Origin of the sequence: Streptomyces endophyticus (genome assembly GCF_035798155.1) — a bacterium.
GTDB lineage: Bacteria > Actinomycetota > Actinomycetes > Streptomycetales > Streptomycetaceae > Streptomyces > Streptomyces endophyticus.
In genome coordinates this window covers 103768-125803 of record NZ_JAOZYC010000024.1, presented here as the reverse complement: position 1 = coordinate 125803, position 22036 = coordinate 103768, and the positions used below count along the sequence as shown (strand labels likewise).

Genomic DNA, 22036 nt, shown 5'->3' with positions numbered 1-22036 from the left:
TCCGGCTCATGTCACAGGTGTCCTTCGACCAGCCCAGTCGCACGTTCCTGCTCACGACCCCCGGCTCCGCGTACGCGCTGCGCATCGACGCGGACGACAGCCCGCGGCATGTCCACTGGGGCGCTCCCCTCACCCTCGACCGGGCAGCCGCACTGCCCACGCACGACGGAGCGACCAGCAGCTTCGCCTCAATGGGCGGGGAGGAGTTGGGAGTTGAGGGCGGGGCCCGGTTCGGGGTGCCGTCGCTGCTCGTGCGGTACGCGGATGGCACACGCGGCATCGAGTGGGCCTACGAGGGCCACGAGATCGACGGCGGCCGACTCCATGTACGGCTGCGCGACCGACACTATCCGCTCGGCTGCACGCTGCGGTACGCGGTCCAGCCGGACGGTGATGTCATCGAACGCTCCCTGGAGATACGGCACTTGGGCACACTCGAAGCGAGTGACGAGCCCATCGAGATCCTGCGCTGCGACGCCGCGAGCTGGTCCGTGCCCGCAGCCTCCGGGGTGCGGCTGAGCCACACGGTCGGCGAGTGGTCGGGCGAGACACAGCTGCGGCGCACCGAAGCGCCCTGCGCCGAAACGGTGTTCACGAGCCGGCGCGGAGTCTCGGGGCACTACGGGAACCCTTGGCTGATGGTCGACGCGGGCGACGCGGGCGAGAGTCACGGCGAGGTGTGGAGCATGGTCCTCGCCTGGTCGGGGAGTTGGCGGATCACGGCGCGGCGCGACCACACCGGCGGCCCGTTCACCGTGACCGGCGGCGCCGGGCACGAGGGTCTGACGTGGCGGCTCAACCCGGGCGAGAGCCACGAAACCCCGGTGTTCGCCGGGCAGTTCAGCCCGGACGGGTTCGGCGCCACGAGCCGCGGCTGGCACCGGTACGTCGCCGCGCACATCCTGCCGCGCCCCGACGAGGAGCGCCCCGTCGTCTACAACAGCTGGGAGGCGACCGGCTGGGACGTCACCCTGGAGGGCCAGAGCGCGCTCGCGGCGCGCGCCGCCGACCTCGGTGTCGAGCTGTTCGTGGTGGACGACGGCTGGTTCGGGCAGCGCACCAGCGACCGGGCCGGACTCGGCGACTGGCATCCGCACCCGGCGCGGTTCCCGCACGGCCTCGGTCCACTGGTCGAGGAGGTCCGGCGGCTCGGGATGCGCTTCGGCCTGTGGGTGGAGCCGGAGATGACCAACCCGGACAGCGACCTGTACCGCGAGCACCCCGATTGGGTGCTGCACATGCCGCACCGCCGTCGCACCGAACTTCGCCACCAGCTCGTCCTCAACTTCGCCCGCACCGACGTCACGGAGTGGGCCTTCAAGTGGCTGGACCGGCTGGTCTCCACGTACGAGATCGACTTCCTGAAGTGGGACATGAACCGGGCGTTCACGGAGGCGGGTTGGCCGGACCACCCCGACGCCGAGCGCCTGTGGACCGACCACACCCGAGGCGTGTACGCGGTGCTCGACCGGCTGCGCCGCGCCCATCCCGGGCTGCGGATCGAGGGCTGTGCGGGCGGCGGCGGCCGCGCCGACCTCGGCATGCTGGCCCGCACCGACCAGACCTGGATCTCGGACAACACCGACGCGGTGGACCGCATCGCCATCCAGCACGGCTACAGCCAGGTCTACCCGGCCCGCACCATGTCCGCCTGGGCCACCGACAGCCCCAACCCGCACACCCGCCGCGCCACCCCACTCCCCTACCGCTTCCACGTGGCGATGGCCGGCGCACTCGGCATCGGCGGCGACCTCTCCCGCTGGACCGAGCCCGAACTCGCCGAGGCCCGCGAACTGGTGGCGCTCTACAAGGAGATCCGTCCGGTGGTCCAGTTCGGCGAGCAGTACCGCCTCGACGACGCCGTGCAGTACCGGGCGGACGACCGGATCGTGGTGATCGCCTGGGGCCTGGACCGCACCCTTCGTCTCGCCGGACTGACCCCCTCGGCGGTCTACGTCGACGACGCGACCGGCGCCGAACACGATGCGGCGACCCTGCTCACACGCGGTCTGCCACTCCGGCTACCGAGGAGTGACCGGCCGAGCACGGTGGTGCGGCTGACCCGGCGGTGACCGCAGGGGGTGGCTCCGCCTGTCCAACCGGATCGAGGCCCAGTTCACCGCCCCGCGCTACTTCACCCTCGACGGCACCGACCACGCCAACCACAAAGAGCAGGGCAGCATGATCCGCCGCACCGACGGTCAGGCCTACGCGCGGTCGTCGACAGGGCGAACCTTGCCTGACGCGGCGCTAGCAACGGAAAGGCCGCCTCCGCGATCCTGCGGAGGCGGTCCGTGACCCGACCCAAAGCCGGCAGAGACGACAGGATGTGCACCTGCACCCCCAACCTCGACTCACGACGGATCGCCGCGCCTGCCCGGCATCGTGCCGCCCACCGTCACGTTCGACCCGAGCCAGGTGGTGAGCGCCTCGGTGAGTCCGGAAGCGGCAGCTGTGGCGTCACCCCGCCGGGCCTCGGTGATCCGCTCGGCGGCCTGACGGTGGTAATCGCGGACCACAGCTGCCGCGTGCCGCGGATCTCTGGAGGCGACCGCCGCGACGATGCGCATGCGCTCCGCATGCAAGGGCCCCGAAACCCGCCCGAAGTCGCCGTCGTCCCCGCCGGACAGCTGTACGGCGATGCCGATCTGCATCTCGGTGATGAACCGGCTCAGCGCGGCGAGCAGCGGATTGCGGGAGATCTCGGAGAGCGTGGCGAAGAAGTCTCTCAGGGCGGCAGCGGACTGCTGTACGCCTTCGGCAGCAGGGATTGCCCGCGCCGCTTCACGCAAGCGGTCGACCTCCTCCTCCGTGACGCGCTCGGCGGCCAGCTCGGCTGCGTACGCATTCAACGCGCCGAGCAGGCCGAACACCTCCTGAGCACCGGCCTTCTCGACCTGCACTACGGACGCGATGGACATCGCGAGCAGGGTGTCGCCCTGCGCGGTGACGGTCGCCCTGCTGCCATTACGGGCACTCACCAGCCCCATCGCGGTCAGCACGCGGACCGACTCGCGGACCGTGGGGCCGCTCACGTCGTAGTACGCGGCGAGCTCCCGCTCGGCCGGCAGGCGTGAGCCGTCGGGCAGCGCTCCACTCAGAATCTGGCCGCGCAGATCATCCACGATCTGGTCGGCCACACGGCCACGGAAGATTTTCGCGGAGCTCTGCTGCGCGGACATGGCACTCCCCGGTCTTATGCACAGGCGGTCAGTGAAACTGAGGCTACCAGGTAGGTAGCAGCGACCGAAGGCTCACTCGAATCCCGAGGAGAACAGCAGTGACATGGTGTTTTACCCATGAATTCCCTGTGGATCCCGCCGGGACCCACTCTTCACCTTGACGCAAACCTACTAGGAAGGTTCTCTGGAGAGGCGTTGCGGTGAACGGCGCCGAAGCCGTGTGGCACTGCCCGGCCCGGCACACCCCACACCCCACCCGCGCATCCACTCTCTGCCCACCCCACACCGGAGGACTGCGATGAAGATCGCGCCATTCGACGAGAACGCCTACAGCATGGACCACCCCAAGGGGACGGTCTCGTTCAACTACTTGCTCATGGGCGACCGGACCAAGCCGCTGGAGAACTACCGCTACATCCTGGGCCGCCAGGAAGCCGACTTCCTCATGCCGCGGCACTGCCACACCTTCGAGCAGATCCGGCTGCCGCTGGTCGGGAACATGAACCTCGGCGAGCAGGGCATCCTGCGCGAGGGCGAGGTCGGCTACTTCCCAGAGGGGCAGACGTACGGCCCGCAGGACGACAAGCTCACCGACCCCGCGCAGCTCCAGCTCGTGCTGCAGTTCGCGGGTGCCTCCGGCCTCGGCATGGGCGCAGGGCGCGGTCGCGGGCCGGGGAACAAGGAGGCCCAGACCGAGCCCCGTCGGCCGCGTGAGCAGAAGTTCCCCAAGCCGCGCTACAACGGGGTCGTCATCACCAACCCCAGCCACCTCAACTGGCTGCCCGTGACCGGCTGGGAGGGCGTGCAGCGCAAGCACGTCGGCACGTACACCGAGCGCGAGTTCTACGTCGAGTTCACCAAGATCGACGCCGGCGCCGAGTGGGTCTCGCAGAGCGATGTGGCCAGGCGGCTGACCGTCGTCCTCACCGGCACCGGGACGGTCGACGGCACGGAGATCGGGCGGCTCGGCGCCCTCGAGGTCGAACCGGGCGAGAAGGCCCGTTACGCCGCGACCGACGAACTGGTGCTCTTCACCATCGGCCTGCCTCCCGTCCAGCTGCCGGTCGAGTCGGACGACGACAAATTCGTCACCGGCATCACGGACGGCGGCATTCGCTTCGAGGACCCCAAGGAAGCCGGCAAGGACTGACCCGGATACGGCGGCGTCTCGGCCGGGCCCCGCGCCGTGCAGGCCCTCATCGCCGTGATGACCTCGCTCGGCATGCGGCCGCTCGCCACGTCCGCACACATCCCGTCCGTGCGAACCGCCGTCACCGAGCCCGGCGACACGTGCACACCCGACGCGGGGCGCGTCAACGCGCTCGGCCTCTACGCCGCCACCCGCGCCGGCGACACCGCTGCCGCCCCCACCATCCCGCCGCCCACACACCCCCACCCCGACGAGACATCACCGTCGGGTCGAAATGCCTCGTCACACACCAACACCTCGTCACACACCAAGGAGCAGAACCCATGAACCCGCTGACCCTGCGTCAGGCATCCGGCATCGTCGACGCCTCCCTGGCCCACGCCCACGAACTCGGCCTGCGCCCCCTCGCCGTCACCGTCCTCGACGCCGGCGGCAACCCCCTGGTCGTCAAACGTGAGGAGACCGCCGGCATCCTGCGCCCGCAGATCGCCCACGCCAAGGCATGGGGCTGCCTCGGCACCGGCCAGGGCGGCGCCGCCGGTGCCCGGCACGCCAACCGCGACCCCGCGTTCTTCGCCGCGCTCGCCACGATCTCCGAGGGCCGGATCGCCGCCTCCAAGGGCGGGGCACTGATCCGCGACGGGGAAGGCGCCCTGCTCGGTGCCATCGGGGTCAGCGGTGACCGGCCCGACAACGACGAGGCCGCCGCGGTCTTCGGCGTGCACAAAGAGGGTCTCGCCGCCGACGTCGGCTGACCCACCGCCTGAAGGCCGGGACCGGATCAAGGCCGTCCCTGACCCGCGCCGGAATCGGATGCGCACCGCGACCACGAGCCGCATTCCCCACGAGGCGCCCGCACCCGCGCGGCAGCGCCCGGCCACGGCATCGCGCCTCCCGCACGGACAGCCGATGGGAACAAGAGGGACGTCATGGCAAAGGCGCCGGAAGACCTCACCGCACCGCCTGGCATCCCTGGGGCGAGGGGCGTCCCGGGCTCGCGGCATCCGCCGCTCTCACAAGCCGGCGACGAGCCCAGGCGCCGGCCGTGTGCATCACCGCCGCCTTCCTGACCCTGCTCGACGTCGGCATCCTTCAGCCTGGCGCTGATCCCCAGCGGACGGCTCGGTGACGAGTTCGGCCGCCGCAAGGTGACGAGCGGACACCCGCCGCGCCGGCCTGCGCGCAGTCGCTTCATCGCGTCCTGGAGCCGGTGAGTGGTCGCGGGCTACGACGTCGGGCCACCGCTCCCCGGCAGGGTGACGGCACCCAGCTCGATCAGGGACTCCGCGGTCGCCACGATGGAGTCCTTGACGTCCAGGGGCTCCCAGCCAAGGACGGAGCTGGCCTTCTCGTGGCTGATGTCGGGGGTCCTGCCCTCCAGGACGGCGGCGTCGCGCAGCGCCGGCTCGGCCTTCGCGGCCTCGCGTACCTGATCGATCGTCAATTCCGTGGCGGGCAGCCGGTCGGCCATGGCGGGAAAGCGCTCACGAAGGATGTTCGCGATCTTGAACAGGCTCGAAGAGCCGCTGTTGGCGAGGAATCGTTCGCCCGCCGCCTTCGGGTGCAGCATCGCCCGCAGATGCAGGTCCACGACGTCACGCACATCGACGACGCCGAAGTTCCAGACCGGGACCGCGGAAGACATCCCTCCGGACAGCAGGGCCTTGATCAGTCCGATCGAGCCGGAGGGCCGGTCCACGAGTTGGGGACCGAAGATGCCGGTGGGGTTGACGACCGTCAGCTCGATGCCGCCGTTGGACCGGACGTAGTCCCACGCCGCTGCCTCGGCCAGCACCTTCGACTTGTGGTACGCGGGCAGTCCGGGGGTGTCCGGGTCGGTCCAGTTCTCCTCCGTGTAGTGGTCGTCGGGCGTCAGGGTGTACCCGATCGCGGCGAAGGAGGACGTCATGACGACCCGGGGGATCCCGGCCCCGCGGGCGGCGGCGAGCACCCGCAGGGCGCCGTCGCGGGCGGGCAGGATGACCTCGTCCTCCGTCTCGGGCGGGGCGGGCGGGAAGGGCGACGCGTGGTGCAGGACGTGCGCGATCCCGTCCATGGCCTGCGCCCAGCCGGCGTCGGCGCTGAGGTCCGCGACCGCGAACTCCAGCCGGTCCGCAGGATCGACCCCGGTCTGCTTCAGCGCCGCCCGCACTTGGGCCTGCTGCGCGGGCCCGCGGACCGCCACGCGGACACGGTGGCCCTCGCGCAGCAGCCGGACGACCGTGTGGCTGCCGACGAAGCCGCTGCCGCCGGTGACCAGGACCTTCTCCTCCTGGGGAAAGGAGAGGGTGAAGTCTTCTGTGCTCATTTTGTCCAGTCCTTCTGAGTGAAGCGGGAGGCGCCGGCCGTGCGGAGCGACGTCGCCGTCGATGACCTGCTCAGCCCTGTGCGATGCGGGACACGTGCTCCCAGTCGGCCCAGGTCCGCAGGCGCTGGGCGTACACGGGCTCGATGATCTCGATGGGTTCCGTGCCGAATAGCACCCGCAGCGGCGGGTTCTCTGCGTCGACGATCCACAGCAGGGCGGCGCCCGCGTCGGCGGACTCCGCGTAGCGGGCTTCACCGAAGCGGGCCGCGACGGCCTCGCGAACCTGGTCATAGGCGGGGTTGGGCTCGGCCTGTGTGGAGGAGGAGCCGCCCCAGTCGGTGCTGAAGCCGCCCGGCTCGACGATGGTGACCTTGATCCCCTGCCCGGCGACCTCCCCGGCGAGGGCTTCGCTGAAGCCTTCGAGCGCCCACTTGGACGCGTGGTACGCGCCCAGCGTCGGGAACGCGATGACGCCGCCGACGGACGAGATCTGCACAATGTGGCCGCTGCCCTGGGCGCGCAGGATCGGCAGGACGGCCTGGCTGACCCAGAACGCGCCGAACAGGTTCGTCTCCATCTGGTCGCGCAGCTGCTGCTCGGTGATCTCCTCGACCATGCCGAACAGTCCGTAGCCAGCGTTGTTGACGACGACGTCGAGGCGGCCGAACTTCTCGTGCGCGGCGGCCACCGCGGCGGTGACGGCCGCCTTGTCGGTGACGTCGAGCGCCAGCGGCAGGACCGCGCCCTCCCCGTACTTCGTGACCAGGTCGTCTAGGGCGGCCGCGTTCCTGGCGGTCGCGGCGACCTTGTCGCCGCGCTCCAACGCGGACTTTGCGAAAGCACGGCCGAGGCCGCGGGACGTACCGGTGATGAACCAGACCTTGCTCATGACTGTCTCCTACGAGGGTCGGCCGTCCGGGACCGAATTTCCCCGGGGCCGCTTCCACGGTAACCCAGAAAATTAGACCCGTCCAATATTCGACCCATCCATCTAGCTGTCATAGAATGAGCACGTGGAGAGAACGACCATGAGCCTGCGCGAGCGCAAGAAACTGGCGACCTGGCACGCCATCCGGACCGCCGCGCTGGAACTCATCGACGAGCAGGGCTATGAGGCCACGACGGTCGAGCAGATCGCGGCCGCCGCGAATGTCTCTCGCGCGACCTTCTTCAACTACTTCGCCGGCAAGGAGGCCGTGGTTCTGGACCAGGCCCCGGAGGAACGGAGGCGCTGGCAGGCACTGATGGACGACCGCCCCGAGGACGAGCCGCTCTGGGACTCGCTGACCGCGATCCTGACCGGGTTCTGCGAGAGCCTGCGGGACCGCATGCCGACACAACGCCTCCTCAAGGCACAGTCGCCCGCCTTCGCGCAGTCCGCGCAGAACTTCGGCGAGCAGTTCTTCACCGACCTGAGGGCCTGGGTGGAGTCCCGCACCGGCGCCGCCGACCAGTCGGCCGCGACCCTGCAGCGGAACGTCGCCGTCGCCGCCACCATGACCGCCTACGAGATCTGGCCCGCGGACGAGCCCTTCGACGGCTTCATGCGGTGCCTCGAAGACTGCTTGCGCCAGGCACGGCCCGGCACGGCGGCCAACTGACCTGCGGACAGGGCCGGCTGAGGAGGAGGCCGAGCCGGCCGCGTGAGCCGTCGGCGACAGCACATGCCTCGTCCTCAACTCTCCATGGACACCGCCCCTCTTGGCGGCACGTTGTACGGCGTGACCACCTGGATCGGCGAGGGCAGGTAAGGGCCCTCGTCGGGCAACGCCTTGTGGGCCCGCATGATGGTCTGGCAGGCATGGCGCATGTCCTGGCGCAGGTCGTGGTGGAGCACCGCGGAGATGCGTTGCTCGCGCAGGAGCCGGGTGTTGTCGTGGTCCAGGTCGTGGGCGATGAACACCGCGCACTGCCTGCCGAGGGCGTCGAAGGCCGCCACGGTCGACGCGTTGCCGCCGCCCATGGAGTAGACGGCGTTGACGGACGGGTCCCGTTTCAGGGCCTCCAGTACGAGGTCGTACTGGGTGGCGTCCAGACCGTCGCTGTCCGTGACCTCGACCAGGGTCCGGTGCGGCTGGTGGTGGCGCATCGCGCTGCGGAAGCCCATCTCGCGCTCCTCCTCGCCGCGGAAGAAGCCCCGACTGATCGTGGCGAGCACGTTGCCCGGCCGGTCGCCGAGCCATTGCCCGACCAGGTACGCGGCCGTGGCTCCGGCCGCCCGGTTGTCGATGCCGACGTACGCGCGGCGGGCCGTACCGGGCAGGTCGGTCACCAGGGTCACGACGGGGATGCCGGCCGCGATCAGCCGGCCGACGGCGCCGGTGACCTCCGGCAGGTCCGGGGCCTTGAGGATGACTCCCTGTGAACCGCGCTGGGCGATCTTGTCCAGGGTCGCGGCCAGCTCCGCGGCGCGCGCCGTCTCCCGGAAGTGGAAGCGCGAACGCATCACGGCCGGGTGCAGCGCGGGCAGTTCGGCCTCGAGTGCGTCGCGCACGGCAGTGGAGAACCGGTCGGGCGTCTGCATCACGATGTCGATCATGAAGGTGCGACCGCCGATCCGGACCTGGGTCCGCTGCCGGTCCAGGTCCTTGATCGCCTGTCGCACTTCCCGAACGGTGCTCTCCCGTACGCCGCCCCGGTCGTTGAGGACCCGGTCGACCGTGGCCTCGCTCAGCCCGGCCTGACGGGCGATCTCCCTGATCGTATAGGGGTGTCGCATGGCTCGGTCCCACTTTTCGTCGATGGTCGCCTGCTGCGTCGGCGGCCATTTCTCTGATGGCTATTTGATGGGTTTCTGCGGATTGAATGACGGTCCTTGGTTCCTCAGACTGGCAGAAGAACAACGACTTCGAAAGGATCCGGGATGTCCCTCACAGATGCGGGATCACGGGCATGGCTGAGCGAAGACGACTGCACACTGGACGAGTTCCGCGCTCTGGTCGAGCAGCGCACCGACGCGCGTGACTACCCGTCAGCAGCCGGCATCGAGCAGAACGTCGTCGTCTACGACAGCGACCGGCTCCGTGATCTCGGAGCCTCCCCTGAGGGCCGACGGAGCATTCAGGGCGAGCTGACGCGGGCCCTGCTGGACGGTCCCGGCATCGTCGTCCTCAAGCGCGCGTTCACGGACCCGGCCGTCGTGGACCGGGCGTCCGAGGTCTTCCGGGCGCTGATCGAGGAAGAGCGTGCGACAGGTGCGTCGCGCGGCGACCACTTCGCCAAGCCCGGCGCCAACGACCGGGTGTGGAACGCCCTGGACAAGGCGGCCGTCCGCGCGCCGCAGGTCTTCGCCGACTACTACGCCAACGACATGCTCGCCCTCGTGTCGGAGGCCTGGCTCGGCCCCGCGTACCAGGTCACGTCACAGATCAACGTGGTCAATCCGGGTGGCGCGGCCCAACTGGTGCACCGCGACTACCACCTTGGCTTCCTCTCCCAGGAACGGGCGGCCGCCTATCCCGCGCACGTCCACCGCCTCTCCCCCGTGCTCACTCTGCAGGGCGCGGTGGCGCACTGCGCGATGCCCGTCGAGTCGGGGCCGACGCTGTACCTTCCGCACTCGCAGAAGTTCGAGCCCGGCTATCTGGCATGGCGGCGGCCCGAGTTCATCGAGTACTTCGACGCCCATCATGTGCAGCTGCCGCTGGACAAGGGCGACGCGGTCTTCTTCAACCCCGCGCTGTTCCACGCCGCAGGGCACAACCGCTCCGTGGACATCAAGCGCATGGCCAACCTGCTGCAGGTGTCCTCCGCCTTCGGCCGCGCCATGGAGACCGTCGACCGCGAGGCCATGGCCAACGCCGTCTTCCCCGTTCTGCTGCGGCGCAAGGCAGAGGGCGTCTCGGACGACTGGCTGCGCCGCGTGGTCGCCGCCACCGCCGAGGGCTACCCGTTCCCGACGAACCTGGATCTCGACCCGCCGGTCGAGGGCCTGGCTCCGCCGTCCCAGGCGGACACCCTCTGGCAGGCCGTCCGTGAGGGCTGGGACCCCGCACGGCTCCGCGAGGAACTACGGGCGGGCGCGAAGCGCCGCCAGAACTGACCCCCGTCCGAACCCAAGGAGATACAGGAGATACAGCGGTTATGGGCCTACTGGAGACCCCCCTGCTCAAGGACAAGGTCGTCCTCGTCAACGGCGGCAGCCAGGGCGTCGGCGCGGGCATCGTACGAGCGGCCGTACGCGAGGGCGCGACCGTCGTGTTCACGGGACGCCGCGCCGAGGTGGGCGAGAAGCTCGCCGCTGACACCGGCGCGCTCTTCGTCCGCGCGGATCTCACGGATCCGGCGCAGGCGCGCGACAGCGTCACCCGGGTGGTCACGGCACACGGCCGCGTCGACTGCGTGGTGAACGCGGCCGGACTCACCTCGCGCGGCTCTCTCCTCGACACCACACCGGAGCTGTTCGACGCACACATGGCGATCAATCTGCGGGCGCCGTTCTTCGCCATGCAGGCCGCGGTGGCCGATATGACGGCCCGTAAGGCACCGGGCACCATCGTCAACATCGGCTCCAACTGTGCCCACGGCGGCCCGGCCCACCTGGCGGCGTACTCCGCTGCCAAGGCGGGACTCGCCGGGCTGACCAAGAACGCGGCGCACGCCCACCGTTGGGACCGCATCCGGATCAACGGCCTCAACATCGGCTGGACCGACACCGAGGGCGAGGACGCCACCCAGCGCGCCTTCCACGGCGCGGGCGACGACTGGCGCGAACAGGCAGCCAAGGCGCAGCCGATGGGCAAGCTCGGCCAGGTCGACGAGATCGCCGACTTCGTCGTCCTGCTGCTGTCCGACCGCAGCGGCGTGGTGACCGGCTCGGTCATCGACTGGGACCAGACCGTCTTCGGCGGACTCGACTAATACCCGCCCCCTGGGCTCAAGGAGCAGGATTTTCATGCGTATAGGCATCATGGGGCTCGGCCGGATCGGCGCGTTCCACGCGCAGACCCTGTCCGGACTCGACTCGGTCGACTCGCTGGTGGTCACCGACCCGGTGTCGGCGGCCGCCACTTCCGCCGCCGAGCGGTTCGGAGCCACCGCCGTGGACTCCCCCGAAGCGGTGCTCGCCGCGGGCGTCGACGGCGTGGTGGTCGCCGCCGCGACCGACGCACACCCGGAACTGATCCTCGCCGCGGTCAAGGCCGGGGTGCCGGTGTTCTGCGAGAAGCCCGTGGCCCGCGGCGTCGAGGAGAGCCTCGACGTACTGGACGCGGTCCAGGGCAGCGGTGTCGAGGTGCACATCGGCTACAACCGTCGCTTCGACGCGGGCTGCGTGGCGGCCCGCCAGGCGGTGAGGAGCGGGGAGTTGGGGGCGCTGCACACCGTGCGGTCCACCACCTTGGACCCGGCGCCGCCGCCGGCCGGTTATGTCGCCGTCTCCGGTGGCATCTTCCGCGACTGCAGCGTGCACGACTTCGACATCGTGCGCTGGGTGACGGGCCGCGAGGTCACCGAGGTGTACGCGACCGGGGGCAACCGGGGCGCGGAGTACATCCGCGACGCGGGTGACGTCGACACGGCTTCCGCGCTGCTCACGCTCGACGACGGAACCATCGCCGTCATCTCCAACTCACGGCACAATGCCCGTGGTTACGACGTGCGCCTGGAACTGCACGGCATGAAGGACAGCATCGCGGTGGGCCTGGAGGACAAGCTGCCACTGCGCTCCGTCGAGCCGGGAGTCACCTTCCCCGCCGGCACCCCGCACGACTTCTTCATGGACCGGTTCGCCGACGCCTACCGCGCCGAACTCGCCGCGTTCACCGAGGTCGTGGCGGGTTCCCGGCCCTCGCCGTGCACCGTGGCGGACGCCATCGAGGCGAGCCGGATCGCCGACGCGTGCACGCTGTCCCTGAAGGAGCACCGGCCGGTGCGGCTCGACGAGGTGCGCCAGGGACGAGGTGCGTAGGGCATGACGGTCGAGCCCCTGCGGATCGGCGTGCTCGGCGCTTCCCGCATCGCCGAGTTGTCCATGGTCGGACCGGCCCGGTCCTGCGGTCACCGGCTTGTCGCAGTGGCGGCCCGCGACCGCGAGCGGGCCGCCACCTTCGCCGAGGAACACGGCGTCGAGCGGGTCGTCGGCTCGTACGCCGATCTCGTCGCCGACCCGGAGGTCGAGGTCGTCTACAACCCCCTGGCGAACGGTCTGCACGGGCCGTGGAACCTGGCCGCCCTCGCCGCCGGCAAGCACGTCCTCACGGAGAAGCCGTCCGCGAGCAACGCGGCGGAGGCCACCGAGATCCGCGAGGCGGTGGCCAAGGCGGGCACCGTGTTCATGGAGGGCTTCCACTACCTGTTCCACCCGGTCACGCGTCGCCTGTACGAGCTGCTGGACAGCGGGGAACTCGGAGACCTCCGCCACGTGGAGACCATGGTGGCCATGCCGGCGCCGCCCGACGGTGATGTGCGCTGGTCCCTTCCGCTGGCCGGTGGTGCCCTGATGGACCTGGGCTGCTACGCCCTGCACGCCCAGCGGTCGCTCGCGCCGTGGGCGGGTGGCGCGCCTCGCCTGATCGGCGCGCGCGGCGAAGGTCGGCCCGGGGCACCGGAGGTCGACCAATGGCTCTACGCCGACCTGGAGTTCCCCGGCGGCGCGACCGGCAGCGCCCGGTGCCACATGGCGTACGACACGTGGCAGATGAGCTGCCGGGTCGTGGGCACCCGGGGCGAGGCCACCGTGGTGAACTTCGTCCAGCCGCACCTGGACGACCGGGTCCTGGTGCGCACGGCCGCGGGTGAACGGACGGAGGAGCTGGGCCGCCGGTCCTCGTACACGTACCAGCTCGAAGCTTTCGCGGCGCATCTGCGTGAGGGCGCGCCGCTGCCGTTTCCTCTCGATGCGGAGGACGCGCTGACCACCATGGGGCTCATCGACGACTGTTACGGGGCCGCGGGGTTCCCGGCCCGACCACGCACAGCCCTTCCCGTCACGGTGTGACCCTCAAGAACGACAAGGAGGGGCGGTGCCGGACCGGCACCGCCCCTCCTTGTCGTTCTTGTCATGCATCCGGCGCCGGACCAAGAATGCCCACTCACCGGTACAAGGCGGGCCGTTCGATCAACTCGACCTCGACACGCCGCCCTTCGCGCTGCGCGAGCACGCCTGCCTCGCAGACCGACGCGGCCGCGTAGCCGTCCCAGACACCGGGTCCGGCGACCTCGCCGCGCCGGGTGGTGTCCACCCATGCCTGGACCTGGCGGTCGTACGCGTCCTCGAAGCGCTCGATGTAGTCGGGCGTGATGCGGCCGCCCCACCGGCCCTCGGAACTGACCCGCGGCCCCGGTTCGTCGCCGATGCGTGCGGTGCCGCGCTCGCAGACCGCTTCGGCGTGCACCTGGTACCCGTAGCCGCAGTGGCCGAAGATCTCGACGTCGACGACGGCGCCCGACTCGGTCTCGAAGAGGACGAGTTGAGGGTCGTCCATGCCTTCGGGCGCCAGCGTCGACGCGGCCGGCTTGAGCACGGTGACCGCGGTGATCTCCTGATCGAGGAGCCAGCGCGTCACGTCCATCTCGTGGACCACCGAGTCGTTGATGAGCATCTCGTTGGTGAACCACGGCGGCATCGACAGGTTGCGGTGCCGGTGGTGCAGCATCAGCGTCCGGCCCAATTCCCCTGTACCCAGAAGGCGCTTGAGCCTCAGGTACTCGGCGTCGTACCGCCGCATGAAGCCCACCTGGATGCGCCGGTGCCCCAGGCGCTGCTCGGCCTCCAGAACACGGAGCGCGGAGGCCGCGTCGGGGGTGAGTGGCTTCTCGCACAGGACGGGCAGATCACGGCCGAGCGCTTCGAGCAGCGCCGTCTCGTGGGCGGGTCCTGGCGAGGCGATGAGGACGGCGTCCACGTCGTCCGCCGCCATGGCGGCGGCGGGTTCGGTGTAGGCCGTACACCCCTCGATCCCCGCGGCCAGGGACTTGACCCGCTCGGCCTCGATGTCGACGACGGCGGTCACCCGCGCGCCGCTGATGACATGTTCGATGCGGCGCACGTGGTCCGCGCCCATCTTGCCGGTGCCGACGACGGCCACACCGAGTTCTCGCTGAGGTGGCATGTGCGTGATGTCTCCCTACGTGGGTCATGGGTCACTTGGTCCGCTGCCGTCAACACGGCTTCCCCCATGAGGAGATGGAACCCCCGCCCCATCTCGGGGTCAACGTCCGCCAAGACATCATTTACCCCTCAAGACAAGATGTCCTTACATACGCTTGACCCTGGTCCCGCTCGCCGACTACACCTGAAATGGCCGGGACCCACCCGACCTCTCCCCTCGCCTTCCACCGCACCGGGGAGACGTATGCCCGTACGCCGCACCCAGGAGAGCCGGAGAGCCGCACATGAACGCTCCAGATCCTTTCGACGTGATCACCATGGGCCGCACCGGAGTGGACATCTATCCGCTGCAGACCGGTGTTCCCCTGAACCAGGTCTCGACCTTCGGCAAGTTCCTGGGGGGCTCCGCCACCAACGTCGCGGTCGCCGCCGCCCGCCTCGGCCACTCTTCGGCCGTCATCACCAGGACGGGGCAGGACCCGTTCGGCACCTACGTGCACGAGGCGCTCAAGGAGTTCGGCGTCGACGACCGCTGGGTGACACCGGTGTCCGCCTACCCGACCCCCGTCACCTTCTGCGAGATCTTCCCGCCCGACGACTTCCCCCTGTACTTCTACCGGCGGCCCAAGGCGCCGGACCTGGAGATCAACACCGACGAGCTCGACCTGGCCGCCATCCGCGCCGCCCGCATCTTCTGGATCACGGGTACCGGCCTGAGCGAGGAGCCCAGCCGCTCCGCCACGCTCGCCGCCATCGAAGCACGTGCCAAGCAGGGCACGACCGTCTTCGACCTCGACTGGCGGCCGATGTTCTGGGACGACGCCGAGGACGCGCACACCTACTACGCCGAGGCGTTGCGCCACGCCACCGTCGCCGTCGGCAATCTCGACGAGTGCGAGATCGCGACCGGCGTCCGCGAACCGCACGCGTGCGCGCAGGCCCTGCTGGACGCGGGGGTGGAACTGGCCGTGGTCAAGCAGGGCCCCAAGGGTGTGCTCGCCGTGCACCGGGACGGCACGGTCGCCGAGGTGCCGCCGACCCCGGTCGAGGTCGTCAACGGCCTGGGCGCGGGCGACGCCTTCGGCGGTTCCCTCTGCCACGGCCTCCTGTCCGGCTGGGACCTGACGCACATCATGCGGTACGCGAACGCGGCCGGCGCCCTCGTCGCCTCCAAGCTCGCCTGCTCCTCCGCGATGCCCACCCAAGAGGAGTTGGGCGACTTCCTCGCCCACCGCTGATCCCCTACGCCTCGCCGAATTTCGACCCTCGAAAGAGGTCACACCTGTGAACGTCTCCATATCCGACCTCACGGCGATACGGGCCCGCCACCCCGAGGCCATCGCCGACGCCGCCGCCCGGCGCGCCCGCCGCCCTCTCGTCGGCGACGGCGGACGGCTGATGATCGTCGCCGCCGACCACCCGGCGCGCGGAGCCCTCGCCGCGGGCGGTCGGCCGTACGCCATGGCACGGCGCGCCGACCTCCTGGAGCGGCTGTGCACGGCGTTGTCGCGCCCCGGTGTCGACGGTGTGCTCGGCACCGCCGACATCCTGGAGGATCTGCTGCTGCTCGGCGCCCTCGACGGCAAGGTCGCCATCGGGTCGATGAACCGCGGCGGCCTCGCGGGTGCCTCGTTCGAGTTGGACGACCGCTTCACCGGGCACCGCCCCGAGGACCTCGCCAGGCTGCGCTTCGACGCGGGCAAACTGCTGCTGCGCATCGACTACGCGGACGCGGGATCGCTCACCACCCTGGAGGCCACGGCACAGGCGATCAACGCGATGGCGGAGCGTCAACTCCCGGTCTTCGTCGAGCCGTTCATCTCCCGGCAGGTCGGCGACGGCGCCGACCGACGTGTCCGGAACGACCTGAGCGTCGAGGCCGTCACCCGTTCCATCGCCATCGCCTCGGGCCTCGGCGGCACGTCGGCCTACACCTGGCTCAAGCTTCCCGTGACCGACGACGCGGACGACATGGCTCAGGCCGTGGAGACGTCCACGCTGCCCACCGTCCTGCTGGGCGGCGACATCGGTTCGTCCGCGGCCGAGCAGGAAGCCGCGTACGAGAAGTGGCGCAAGGCGCTCCAACTCCCCACCGTGCAGGGCCTGGTCGTCGGCCGGTCCCTGCTCTACCCCGCCACCGGCAGCGTGGAGGCCGCGGTCGACACCGCGGTGGGCCTGCTGTGAGCGGCACACCGAACGGCACCCCTTGCGAAGGAGTTCAGCCCGTGACCACCCGTCAGACCCACGAGTGCCACCTGCCCGCAGGCAGCGCCACCGACAGCCCGTACACCACTGATGTCACACCGCGGACCGCCGGCTGGGCCTACTCGAGTCTGCGCGTCGTCGAGCTGGCGCCCGGCGGCCGGCACGACTTCGACACCGAGGACAGCGAGTGGATCGTCCTGCCGCTCTCCGGGTCCTGCACGGTCGCCGTCGACGGAGACACGTTCCAACTGGCCGGTCGGGAGAGCGTCTTCACTGGCGTCACCGACTTCGTGTACGCACCCCGCGACGCCCACGCGACGCTCACCACCCGCGACGGCGGACGCTTCGCCCTCACCGGGGCCCGCTGCGACCGGCGCCTGCCCGCCCGCTACCAGCCGGCCTCGGCCGTCCCCGTCGAGCTGCGCGGCAGCGGCCAGTTCAGCCGTCAGGTCAACAACTTCGCCGCCGCAGGAGCCTTCGCCTGCGACAAGTTGATCGCCGTCGAAGTGCTGACCCCGGGCGGCAACTGGTCCTCCTTCCCGCCGCACAAGCACGACGAGGAACGTGCGGGCGAGAGCCTCCTCGAGGAGATCTACTACTTCGAGATCGCCGGTGCGGGCGGCCTCGGCTATCAGCGGGTCTCCCCCTCCGGCAACGGCCGGGGCACCGACCTTCTGGCCGAGGTCCACGACCGCGACACCGTGCTGGTGCCGGACGGCTGGCACGGCCCCTCCGTCGCCGCGCCGGGACACGACATGTACTACCTCAACGTCATGGCCGGGCCCGGCGCCGAGCGCTCCTGGCTGATCTGCGACCACCCCGACCACGCGGGCGTGCGCGACAACTGGGACGGCCGTCCCCTCGACCCCCGCCTTCCCCTGTACACCGCGCCGGACGGCCGCGACGAGCCTGTCCCTACTGGGACTGCTTCATGATCCAGTCCCGGATGCCCGGTATCGTGTAGGCGACCTGCCAGGTGGCCATGTGGGCCATGGTGGTGCCGCCGGTGGCCTTCTGCACGGTGCCCGACTGCAACGGCGTGAAGTTCACCGGGGTGGACTTCGCCGTCACGCGGCGGACGTCCGTGGCGAACTCTGCGGCGGTGGAGGTGGCGTCCCAGACCGCCGTCGTGATGTCAGCGCCCTCGGCCTTGATGACCTTGAGGATGGCCTGCTGGCCGGGGTAGGCGCCGGAGTCGTCCTGCGAGGCGAGGAACCACTGGGTCTTGTCCGCGAGCGAATCGCACTGCTCGTCCGGCCACTGGCCGGCCACCACGAATGCGGCGGCGAACAGGTCCGGATACTTGACGTTGAGGCCGATCGACATCATCCCGCCCATCGACTGCCCGGTCGTGTAGATCCGCTTGCTGTCGACGCTGTACTTCTTCGCCACCGCCTTGACGAGCTTGGCGGTGGTGTCGAACAGGTCCGTCGGCTCATAGGTGTCGTCGAGCACCACCTCCTGGTACTCGGGCGCCACCACGAGGCACTCGTTCCTCGCCTGGTCCTCCGGGCCGGCCCAGCACACAGCGCCGAGCCCCTGCACCAGCGGGCCCTCCGTCGCGACGTTGACGACGCTGGCGTCGTGCATGAAAAGGACCAGGGGGTAGGACTTGCCGTCGTCGTAGTCGGCCGGCACGAAGAGGTTGTACTTCAGGGTTCGTCCGCTGACGGTGTCCTTGTAGGACAGCTGCTGGAAGTCGTCGACGATCAGGTTCACCACCTTGCTGGTGGTCAGTTTGGCGCTGCTCGCCGCGATGCCGGTGCCGTCGGTCGTGGTCAGTGTGCCGGTCTGGCGCACGGTGCCCTTGGCGGTCTTGATGGTGCCGCCGGGGGTGTTGTTGCCGGCGACGATCTTCCCGCCGGCACCGCCCGAGGGACCGGCGCCGGGGCTCGGCTTCGGGCCCCCCGAGGCGCTCGGCTTCTGGCCGCCGCGGGACGATCCCGAGCCTCCGCCGCCCTGATCCGTCACCCACAGCAGGGCGTCCGATTCGTCGGGGTCGAGCTCGACGATGACGTAGCGCCCGTCCGTGCCCTTCGCCGCGAGCGCGGCCTTGGTGTTGGCGTAGACCTTGGTCACGGTGCGCCCCGCGACCTTGAACGCGGTCTTCTTCACGCTCGCGTTGGCGATGGTGCTGTCGTACGAGACCGCCACGGCGATGAACTTCTGGCCCGCACCGTAGACCTTCGTGATCGCGGTCGCGGACCGCATTCCGGAGCTGCCCGCTCCGGAGGAGCCGCAGAGGCTGGACACGGCGAAACTAACGAAGGCGCCTGGCAGGCGGCTGGTGACCCGGCTGTGCGCACCACACAGCCGGGTCAGGACTACAGCAGCGCCGCCGCGGTGCGGTACGCCGCCTCGGTGGCCTCACGTACGGGAAGCGCCCGGTGCGAGTCGGAGAGGATCTCCACGCCCCAGGGCCCCGACCAGCCGGCCGTACGGAGCGCCGCGATGATGCCCGGCAGGTCGAACGCGCCCTCGCCGCACAACCGGCGGCGGCTGACGGTGTCCTCGAAGAGGGTGCCGATGACCTGCGGGTCGGCGTCATTGAGCTCCACGCCCACGATGCGCGACGCGGGCACGTGTGCCAGGTCGGCCGGAGGCGTACCGGCGCGCTCGGTGTGCCATGCGTCGATGATGAGGCCGCCCGCAGGATGCCCAGCGGTCTCGACGAGTTCGAGTCCGTCGTGCAGTGTCTTGAGGTTGGACCAGGGCAGGAACTCGATCCCGAGCCGGGCGCCCACGCCGTCCGCCTGAGCCGCCAGGGCAGCGAACTCCTTGGCCCAGGTGTCGAGTTGCCAAGGCCCGTCCTCGACGTCCGGTGCGATCTTGAGATGGTGCGCGCCGAGTACCTCGACGGCCCGCAGCAGATCGCGGCGTACGGCGTCGGACGCGGCGCGCTCGGGCCCGTCGGCCCACCAGTCGGTCAGGAGCTCCAGTTCGAGGTGGACGAGTCCGTTGTCCTCGAAGAGAGACCTGATGCCGGCGATCCCGTACTCTCGCTCGGCCTCCACCAGGTCCGCGTGCAGGAGTCCGAATCCCGTGAATCCGGCGGCACTTGCCGCCTCGGCACGCTCCCGCAGCGAGAGCGGACTGCGCTGGTCGTGCCGCCCGGGTGCGGCGTCGCCGGCCGTGGTCCAGCAGGTGGCCAGCAGATCGTCAGTGGGCATCCTTCGCACCTCTCGATTCTCGCTCTTCCGAAATTGACTCGGCCACGGCTACGCCTGCGTCAGTGTCCGTGCGTGCGCGGCGTCGCGCAGGACCGAGCGGAGGTGTTCGGCGCTCGCCCACACGTCGTCGACGGGGCCCCTCCCCCGGGGCTCCTCGGCCAGGATGGTGTCCTGTTCGAGGACGTACCAGCCGTCGTATCCGCGCGAGTCGAGGTGGGTCACGATGGCCTGGACGTCGACGTCTCCCGCGCCGAGGGGGCGGTACATGCCCTCTCGCACGGCGTCGGTGTAGGCGATACGACCGTCCTGGACCTTCGCGGCGAGCGAGGCGTCGACGTCCTTCATGTGCGTGTGGGCGATCCGCTCGGGTGCCTGGCGTGTCAGTTCCGCGGGGTCGGTGCCGCCGATGAGCAGGTGCCCGGTGTCGAGGCAGAGGGAGATCGCCGAGTGCTCCAGGACCCGCTGGACCTCGTCACCGTTCTCGACCATGGTGCCGACGTGCGGGTGCAGTACGGCACGTACGCCGTGTTCGGCGGCGAGCCGGGTCAGCCGGTCGAGGTGGGACAGCAGCAACTTCCAGCCGTCGTTGTCGAGTTCCGGGCGGGAGTCGTAGCCGTCCTGGCCGGTGATGGCCGACAGGACGAGGGTGTCCGCCTCGGAGGCGGCATAGCTCTCCAGGAGCCGCTCCACCTCGGGCAGCGGGTCGTGACCGGCGACATGCAGCAGGAGCGGGGTGAATCCGCCGACGGCCCGCAGGTCGTGGTGGGCGAGGGTTCGGGCCATCGCGTCCGGTGCGGCCGGCAGGAAGCCCTCCGGGCCGAACTCGGTCGCGGACAGACCCACTTCGCGCATCTCGCTCAGCACCCGGTCGGGCGCCAACTGGTATCCCCATCCGGGGACTTCGCACACCCCCCAGGAGATGGGCGCGCCCGCGATCCGGTTCAGCGAGTTCGGCGACTGCAACGGCTGGGTGTTCATGCCATGGCCTTTCGGTGGGTCCAGTCGGGATCGGCGACCGCCGTGGGCGGCCGGCCTGCGAGCACGTCCGCGACGCCGCGGGCGGCGTCGACGAAGGTCAGGGCCATCGCTCGCCGCGTCATGCCCATCAGGTGCGGGGTCAGGACGACGTCGGGGTGGTCGAACAGCGGGTGGTGGCGGGCCGGTTCGGGATCGAACACATCAAGGCCGACGCCGGAGAGCCGGCCCGCCTTCAGCGCGGCCAGGGTGGCATCCGGATCGATCAGGGCGCCCCGGCCGCAGTTGATGAGCACCGCCCCCGGTTTCACGCGGGCCAGGAAGGCCTCATCCACGAGGTGCCGCGTCTCGTCGGTGAGCGGCACGTGCAGGGTGAGCACATCGCTCGCCTCGGCCAGTTCCCCCGGATCGGCTCGGGCGATCTCGGGTGGCGGCGGGCTGTACGGGTCGTATGCGAGGGTTCGCATCCCGAACGCCGCCGCCAGTTCGCCCACCCGGCGGCCGATGCGGCCATGGCCGACGATGCCCAGGGTGGCGCCGTCGAGGTCGCCGACCGGTACGGAGTTCCGTTCGGCCCAACGGCCCTCGCGCACCAGGTCGGTGAGCGGGCGCAGCCGCTTGGTCAGGTGCAGGGCCATGGCGAGGACGCCCTCGGCCACGGCTCGGCTGCCACTGTTCGGGGTGATGACCACGGGGATGCCGCGGGCGGACGCCGCTGCCACGTCGACCAGGTCGACGCCGACGCCGGTGCGTGCGATGACCCGCAGCCGTGGCGCCCGTGCGAGGAGGTCCTCGTCGACGTGGCGGTCGGCGCGGACGATGGCGCCCTCGGCGACGGCGAGGTCGTCGGGGGTGGGATCGGGGACGAAGGTGACGTCCTCGCCGAGGACGTCACCGACGATGGCGGGGTCGACGGGTCCGAGGCCCACGACGACGTGCTGAGACGGTTGCTCGGGCTGGGACAGTGGCGCGGTCCGGGACGCCTTGGGCATGTTC

General features: G+C 70.3%; 21 protein-coding genes and 1 pseudogene. 13 read left to right on the top strand and 9 right to left on the bottom strand.

Going from position 1 to position 22036, the window contains the following annotated elements:
- Window positions 1–8 precede the first annotated feature (8 nt).
- Together OKJ99_RS05455 and OKJ99_RS05450 are read left to right on the top strand one after the other, a co-directional pair.
- Window positions 9–2072 (top strand): alpha-galactosidase, encoded by a 2064-nt coding sequence (locus OKJ99_RS05455; RefSeq protein ID WP_326014595.1) that lies wholly within the window; start codon window positions 9–11, stop codon window positions 2070–2072.
- A 25-nt stretch (window positions 2073–2097) separates the two neighbouring features.
- Window positions 2098–2243: pseudogene (locus OKJ99_RS05450) on the top strand (IS630 family transposase); the annotation flags it as partial.
- Between the two features lie 111 nt (window positions 2244–2354).
- Here OKJ99_RS05450 and OKJ99_RS05445 read toward each other — a convergent pair.
- Window positions 2355–3140 carry a FadR/GntR family transcriptional regulator gene (locus OKJ99_RS05445; RefSeq protein WP_326014594.1) on the bottom strand — a complete coding sequence of 262 codons (786 nt, stop codon included), beginning with the start codon at window positions 3138–3140 and terminating at the stop codon, window positions 2355–2357.
- A gap of 340 nt (window positions 3141–3480) precedes the next feature.
- On the opposite strand from OKJ99_RS05445, the gene OKJ99_RS05440 reads away from it, so the two are divergent.
- Genes OKJ99_RS05440 through OKJ99_RS05430 form a run of 3 tightly spaced genes read left to right on the top strand, consistent with a single transcriptional unit; the run spans window position 3481 to window position 5087 of the window.
- On the top strand, window positions 3481–4332 hold the full coding sequence (locus OKJ99_RS05440) for a hypothetical protein (protein WP_326014593.1): 852 nt from the start codon (window positions 3481–3483) through the stop codon (window positions 4330–4332).
- Between the two features lie 36 nt (window positions 4333–4368).
- On the top strand, window positions 4369–4659 hold the full coding sequence (locus OKJ99_RS05435) for a hypothetical protein (RefSeq protein WP_326014592.1): 291 nt from the start codon (window positions 4369–4371) through the stop codon (window positions 4657–4659).
- Window positions 4656–5087, top strand: a complete 432-nt coding sequence (locus OKJ99_RS05430) for a GlcG/HbpS family heme-binding protein (RefSeq protein ID WP_326014591.1) — start codon at window positions 4656–4658, stop codon at window positions 5085–5087. Before OKJ99_RS05435 ends, OKJ99_RS05430 begins: the two co-directional genes overlap by 4 nt.
- 470 nt (window positions 5088–5557) lie before the next feature.
- Here OKJ99_RS05430 and OKJ99_RS05425 read toward each other — a convergent pair whose 3' ends face one another.
- Together OKJ99_RS05425 and OKJ99_RS05420 are read right to left on the bottom strand one after the other, a co-directional pair.
- Window positions 5558–6640 (bottom strand): SDR family oxidoreductase, encoded by a 1083-nt coding sequence (locus OKJ99_RS05425; protein ID WP_326014590.1) that lies wholly within the window; start codon window positions 6638–6640, stop codon window positions 5558–5560.
- A 70-nt stretch (window positions 6641–6710) separates the two neighbouring features.
- Window positions 6711–7529 carry an SDR family NAD(P)-dependent oxidoreductase gene (locus OKJ99_RS05420; RefSeq protein ID WP_326014589.1) on the bottom strand — a complete coding sequence of 273 codons (819 nt, stop codon included), beginning with the start codon at window positions 7527–7529 and terminating at the stop codon, window positions 6711–6713.
- 124 nt (window positions 7530–7653) lie between these two features.
- Between OKJ99_RS05420 and OKJ99_RS05415 the strand changes: the two genes are divergently transcribed.
- Window positions 7654–8241, top strand: coding sequence for a TetR/AcrR family transcriptional regulator (locus tag OKJ99_RS05415; protein ID WP_326014588.1), 588 nt, complete (start codon window positions 7654–7656; stop codon window positions 8239–8241).
- A 74-nt stretch (window positions 8242–8315) separates the two neighbouring features.
- Here the strand turns inward: OKJ99_RS05415 and OKJ99_RS05410 are convergent, their stop codons facing one another.
- Window positions 8316–9359: a LacI family DNA-binding transcriptional regulator gene (locus OKJ99_RS05410; protein ID WP_326014587.1), complete on the bottom strand. Its 1044-nt coding sequence runs from the start codon at window positions 9357–9359 to the stop codon at window positions 8316–8318.
- Between the two features lie 144 nt (window positions 9360–9503).
- On the opposite strand from OKJ99_RS05410, the gene OKJ99_RS05405 reads away from it, so the two are divergent.
- From OKJ99_RS05405 to OKJ99_RS05390, 4 genes are read left to right on the top strand one after another with little or no spacing between them, the layout of a single operon-like run.
- The gene (locus OKJ99_RS05405) at window positions 9504–10682 is read left to right on the top strand and encodes a phytanoyl-CoA dioxygenase family protein (protein WP_326014586.1); all 1179 of its coding nucleotides are present in this window, start codon (window positions 9504–9506) and stop codon (window positions 10680–10682) included.
- Between the two features lie 41 nt (window positions 10683–10723).
- Window positions 10724–11500, top strand: coding sequence for an SDR family oxidoreductase (locus OKJ99_RS05400; protein ID WP_326014585.1), 777 nt, complete (start codon window positions 10724–10726; stop codon window positions 11498–11500).
- A gap of 34 nt (window positions 11501–11534) precedes the next feature.
- A complete protein-coding gene (locus OKJ99_RS05395) occupies window positions 11535–12548 on the top strand; it encodes a Gfo/Idh/MocA family protein (RefSeq protein ID WP_326014584.1) in 1014 nt (337 codons plus the stop codon).
- Window positions 12549–12551: 3 nt separating this feature from the next.
- The gene (locus OKJ99_RS05390) at window positions 12552–13577 is read left to right on the top strand and encodes a Gfo/Idh/MocA family protein (protein ID WP_326014583.1); all 1026 of its coding nucleotides are present in this window, start codon (window positions 12552–12554) and stop codon (window positions 13575–13577) included.
- A gap of 94 nt (window positions 13578–13671) precedes the next feature.
- Here the strand turns inward: OKJ99_RS05390 and OKJ99_RS05385 are convergent, their stop codons facing one another.
- Window positions 13672–14691 carry a Gfo/Idh/MocA family protein gene (locus OKJ99_RS05385; RefSeq protein WP_326014582.1) on the bottom strand — a complete coding sequence of 340 codons (1020 nt, stop codon included), beginning with the start codon at window positions 14689–14691 and terminating at the stop codon, window positions 13672–13674.
- Between the two features lie 283 nt (window positions 14692–14974).
- On the opposite strand from OKJ99_RS05385, the gene iolC reads away from it, so the two are divergent.
- The 3 genes from iolC to iolB are packed head-to-tail and all read left to right on the top strand — an operon-like array spanning window position 14975 to window position 17830.
- Window positions 14975–15928 carry a 5-dehydro-2-deoxygluconokinase gene (gene iolC / locus OKJ99_RS05380; protein ID WP_326014581.1) on the top strand — a complete coding sequence of 318 codons (954 nt, stop codon included), beginning with the start codon at window positions 14975–14977 and terminating at the stop codon, window positions 15926–15928.
- Between the two features lie 46 nt (window positions 15929–15974).
- Window positions 15975–16874: a Cgl0159 family (beta/alpha)8-fold protein gene (locus OKJ99_RS05375; RefSeq protein WP_326014580.1), complete on the top strand. Its 900-nt coding sequence runs from the start codon at window positions 15975–15977 to the stop codon at window positions 16872–16874.
- Between the two features lie 41 nt (window positions 16875–16915).
- Window positions 16916–17830 (top strand): 5-deoxy-glucuronate isomerase, encoded by a 915-nt coding sequence (gene iolB, locus OKJ99_RS05370; protein ID WP_326014579.1) that lies wholly within the window; start codon window positions 16916–16918, stop codon window positions 17828–17830.
- Here iolB and OKJ99_RS05365 read toward each other — a convergent pair.
- The 4 genes from OKJ99_RS05365 to OKJ99_RS05350 form a co-directional block, all read right to left on the bottom strand.
- Window positions 17811–19148, bottom strand: coding sequence for an alpha/beta hydrolase-fold protein (locus OKJ99_RS05365; RefSeq protein WP_326014578.1), 1338 nt, complete (start codon window positions 19146–19148; stop codon window positions 17811–17813). The genes iolB and OKJ99_RS05365 overlap by 20 nt on opposite strands.
- A 71-nt stretch (window positions 19149–19219) precedes the next feature.
- Window positions 19220–20065 (bottom strand): sugar phosphate isomerase/epimerase family protein, encoded by an 846-nt coding sequence (locus OKJ99_RS05360; protein WP_326014577.1) that lies wholly within the window; start codon window positions 20063–20065, stop codon window positions 19220–19222.
- Between the two features lie 48 nt (window positions 20066–20113).
- Window positions 20114–21043 (bottom strand): sugar phosphate isomerase/epimerase family protein, encoded by a 930-nt coding sequence (locus OKJ99_RS05355; protein ID WP_326014576.1) that lies wholly within the window; start codon window positions 21041–21043, stop codon window positions 20114–20116.
- Window positions 21040–22032, bottom strand: coding sequence for an NAD(P)-dependent oxidoreductase (locus OKJ99_RS05350; protein ID WP_326014575.1), 993 nt, complete (start codon window positions 22030–22032; stop codon window positions 21040–21042). The genes OKJ99_RS05355 and OKJ99_RS05350 overlap by 4 nt, the downstream gene beginning before the upstream one ends.
- Window positions 22033–22036: the final 4 nt, after the last annotated feature.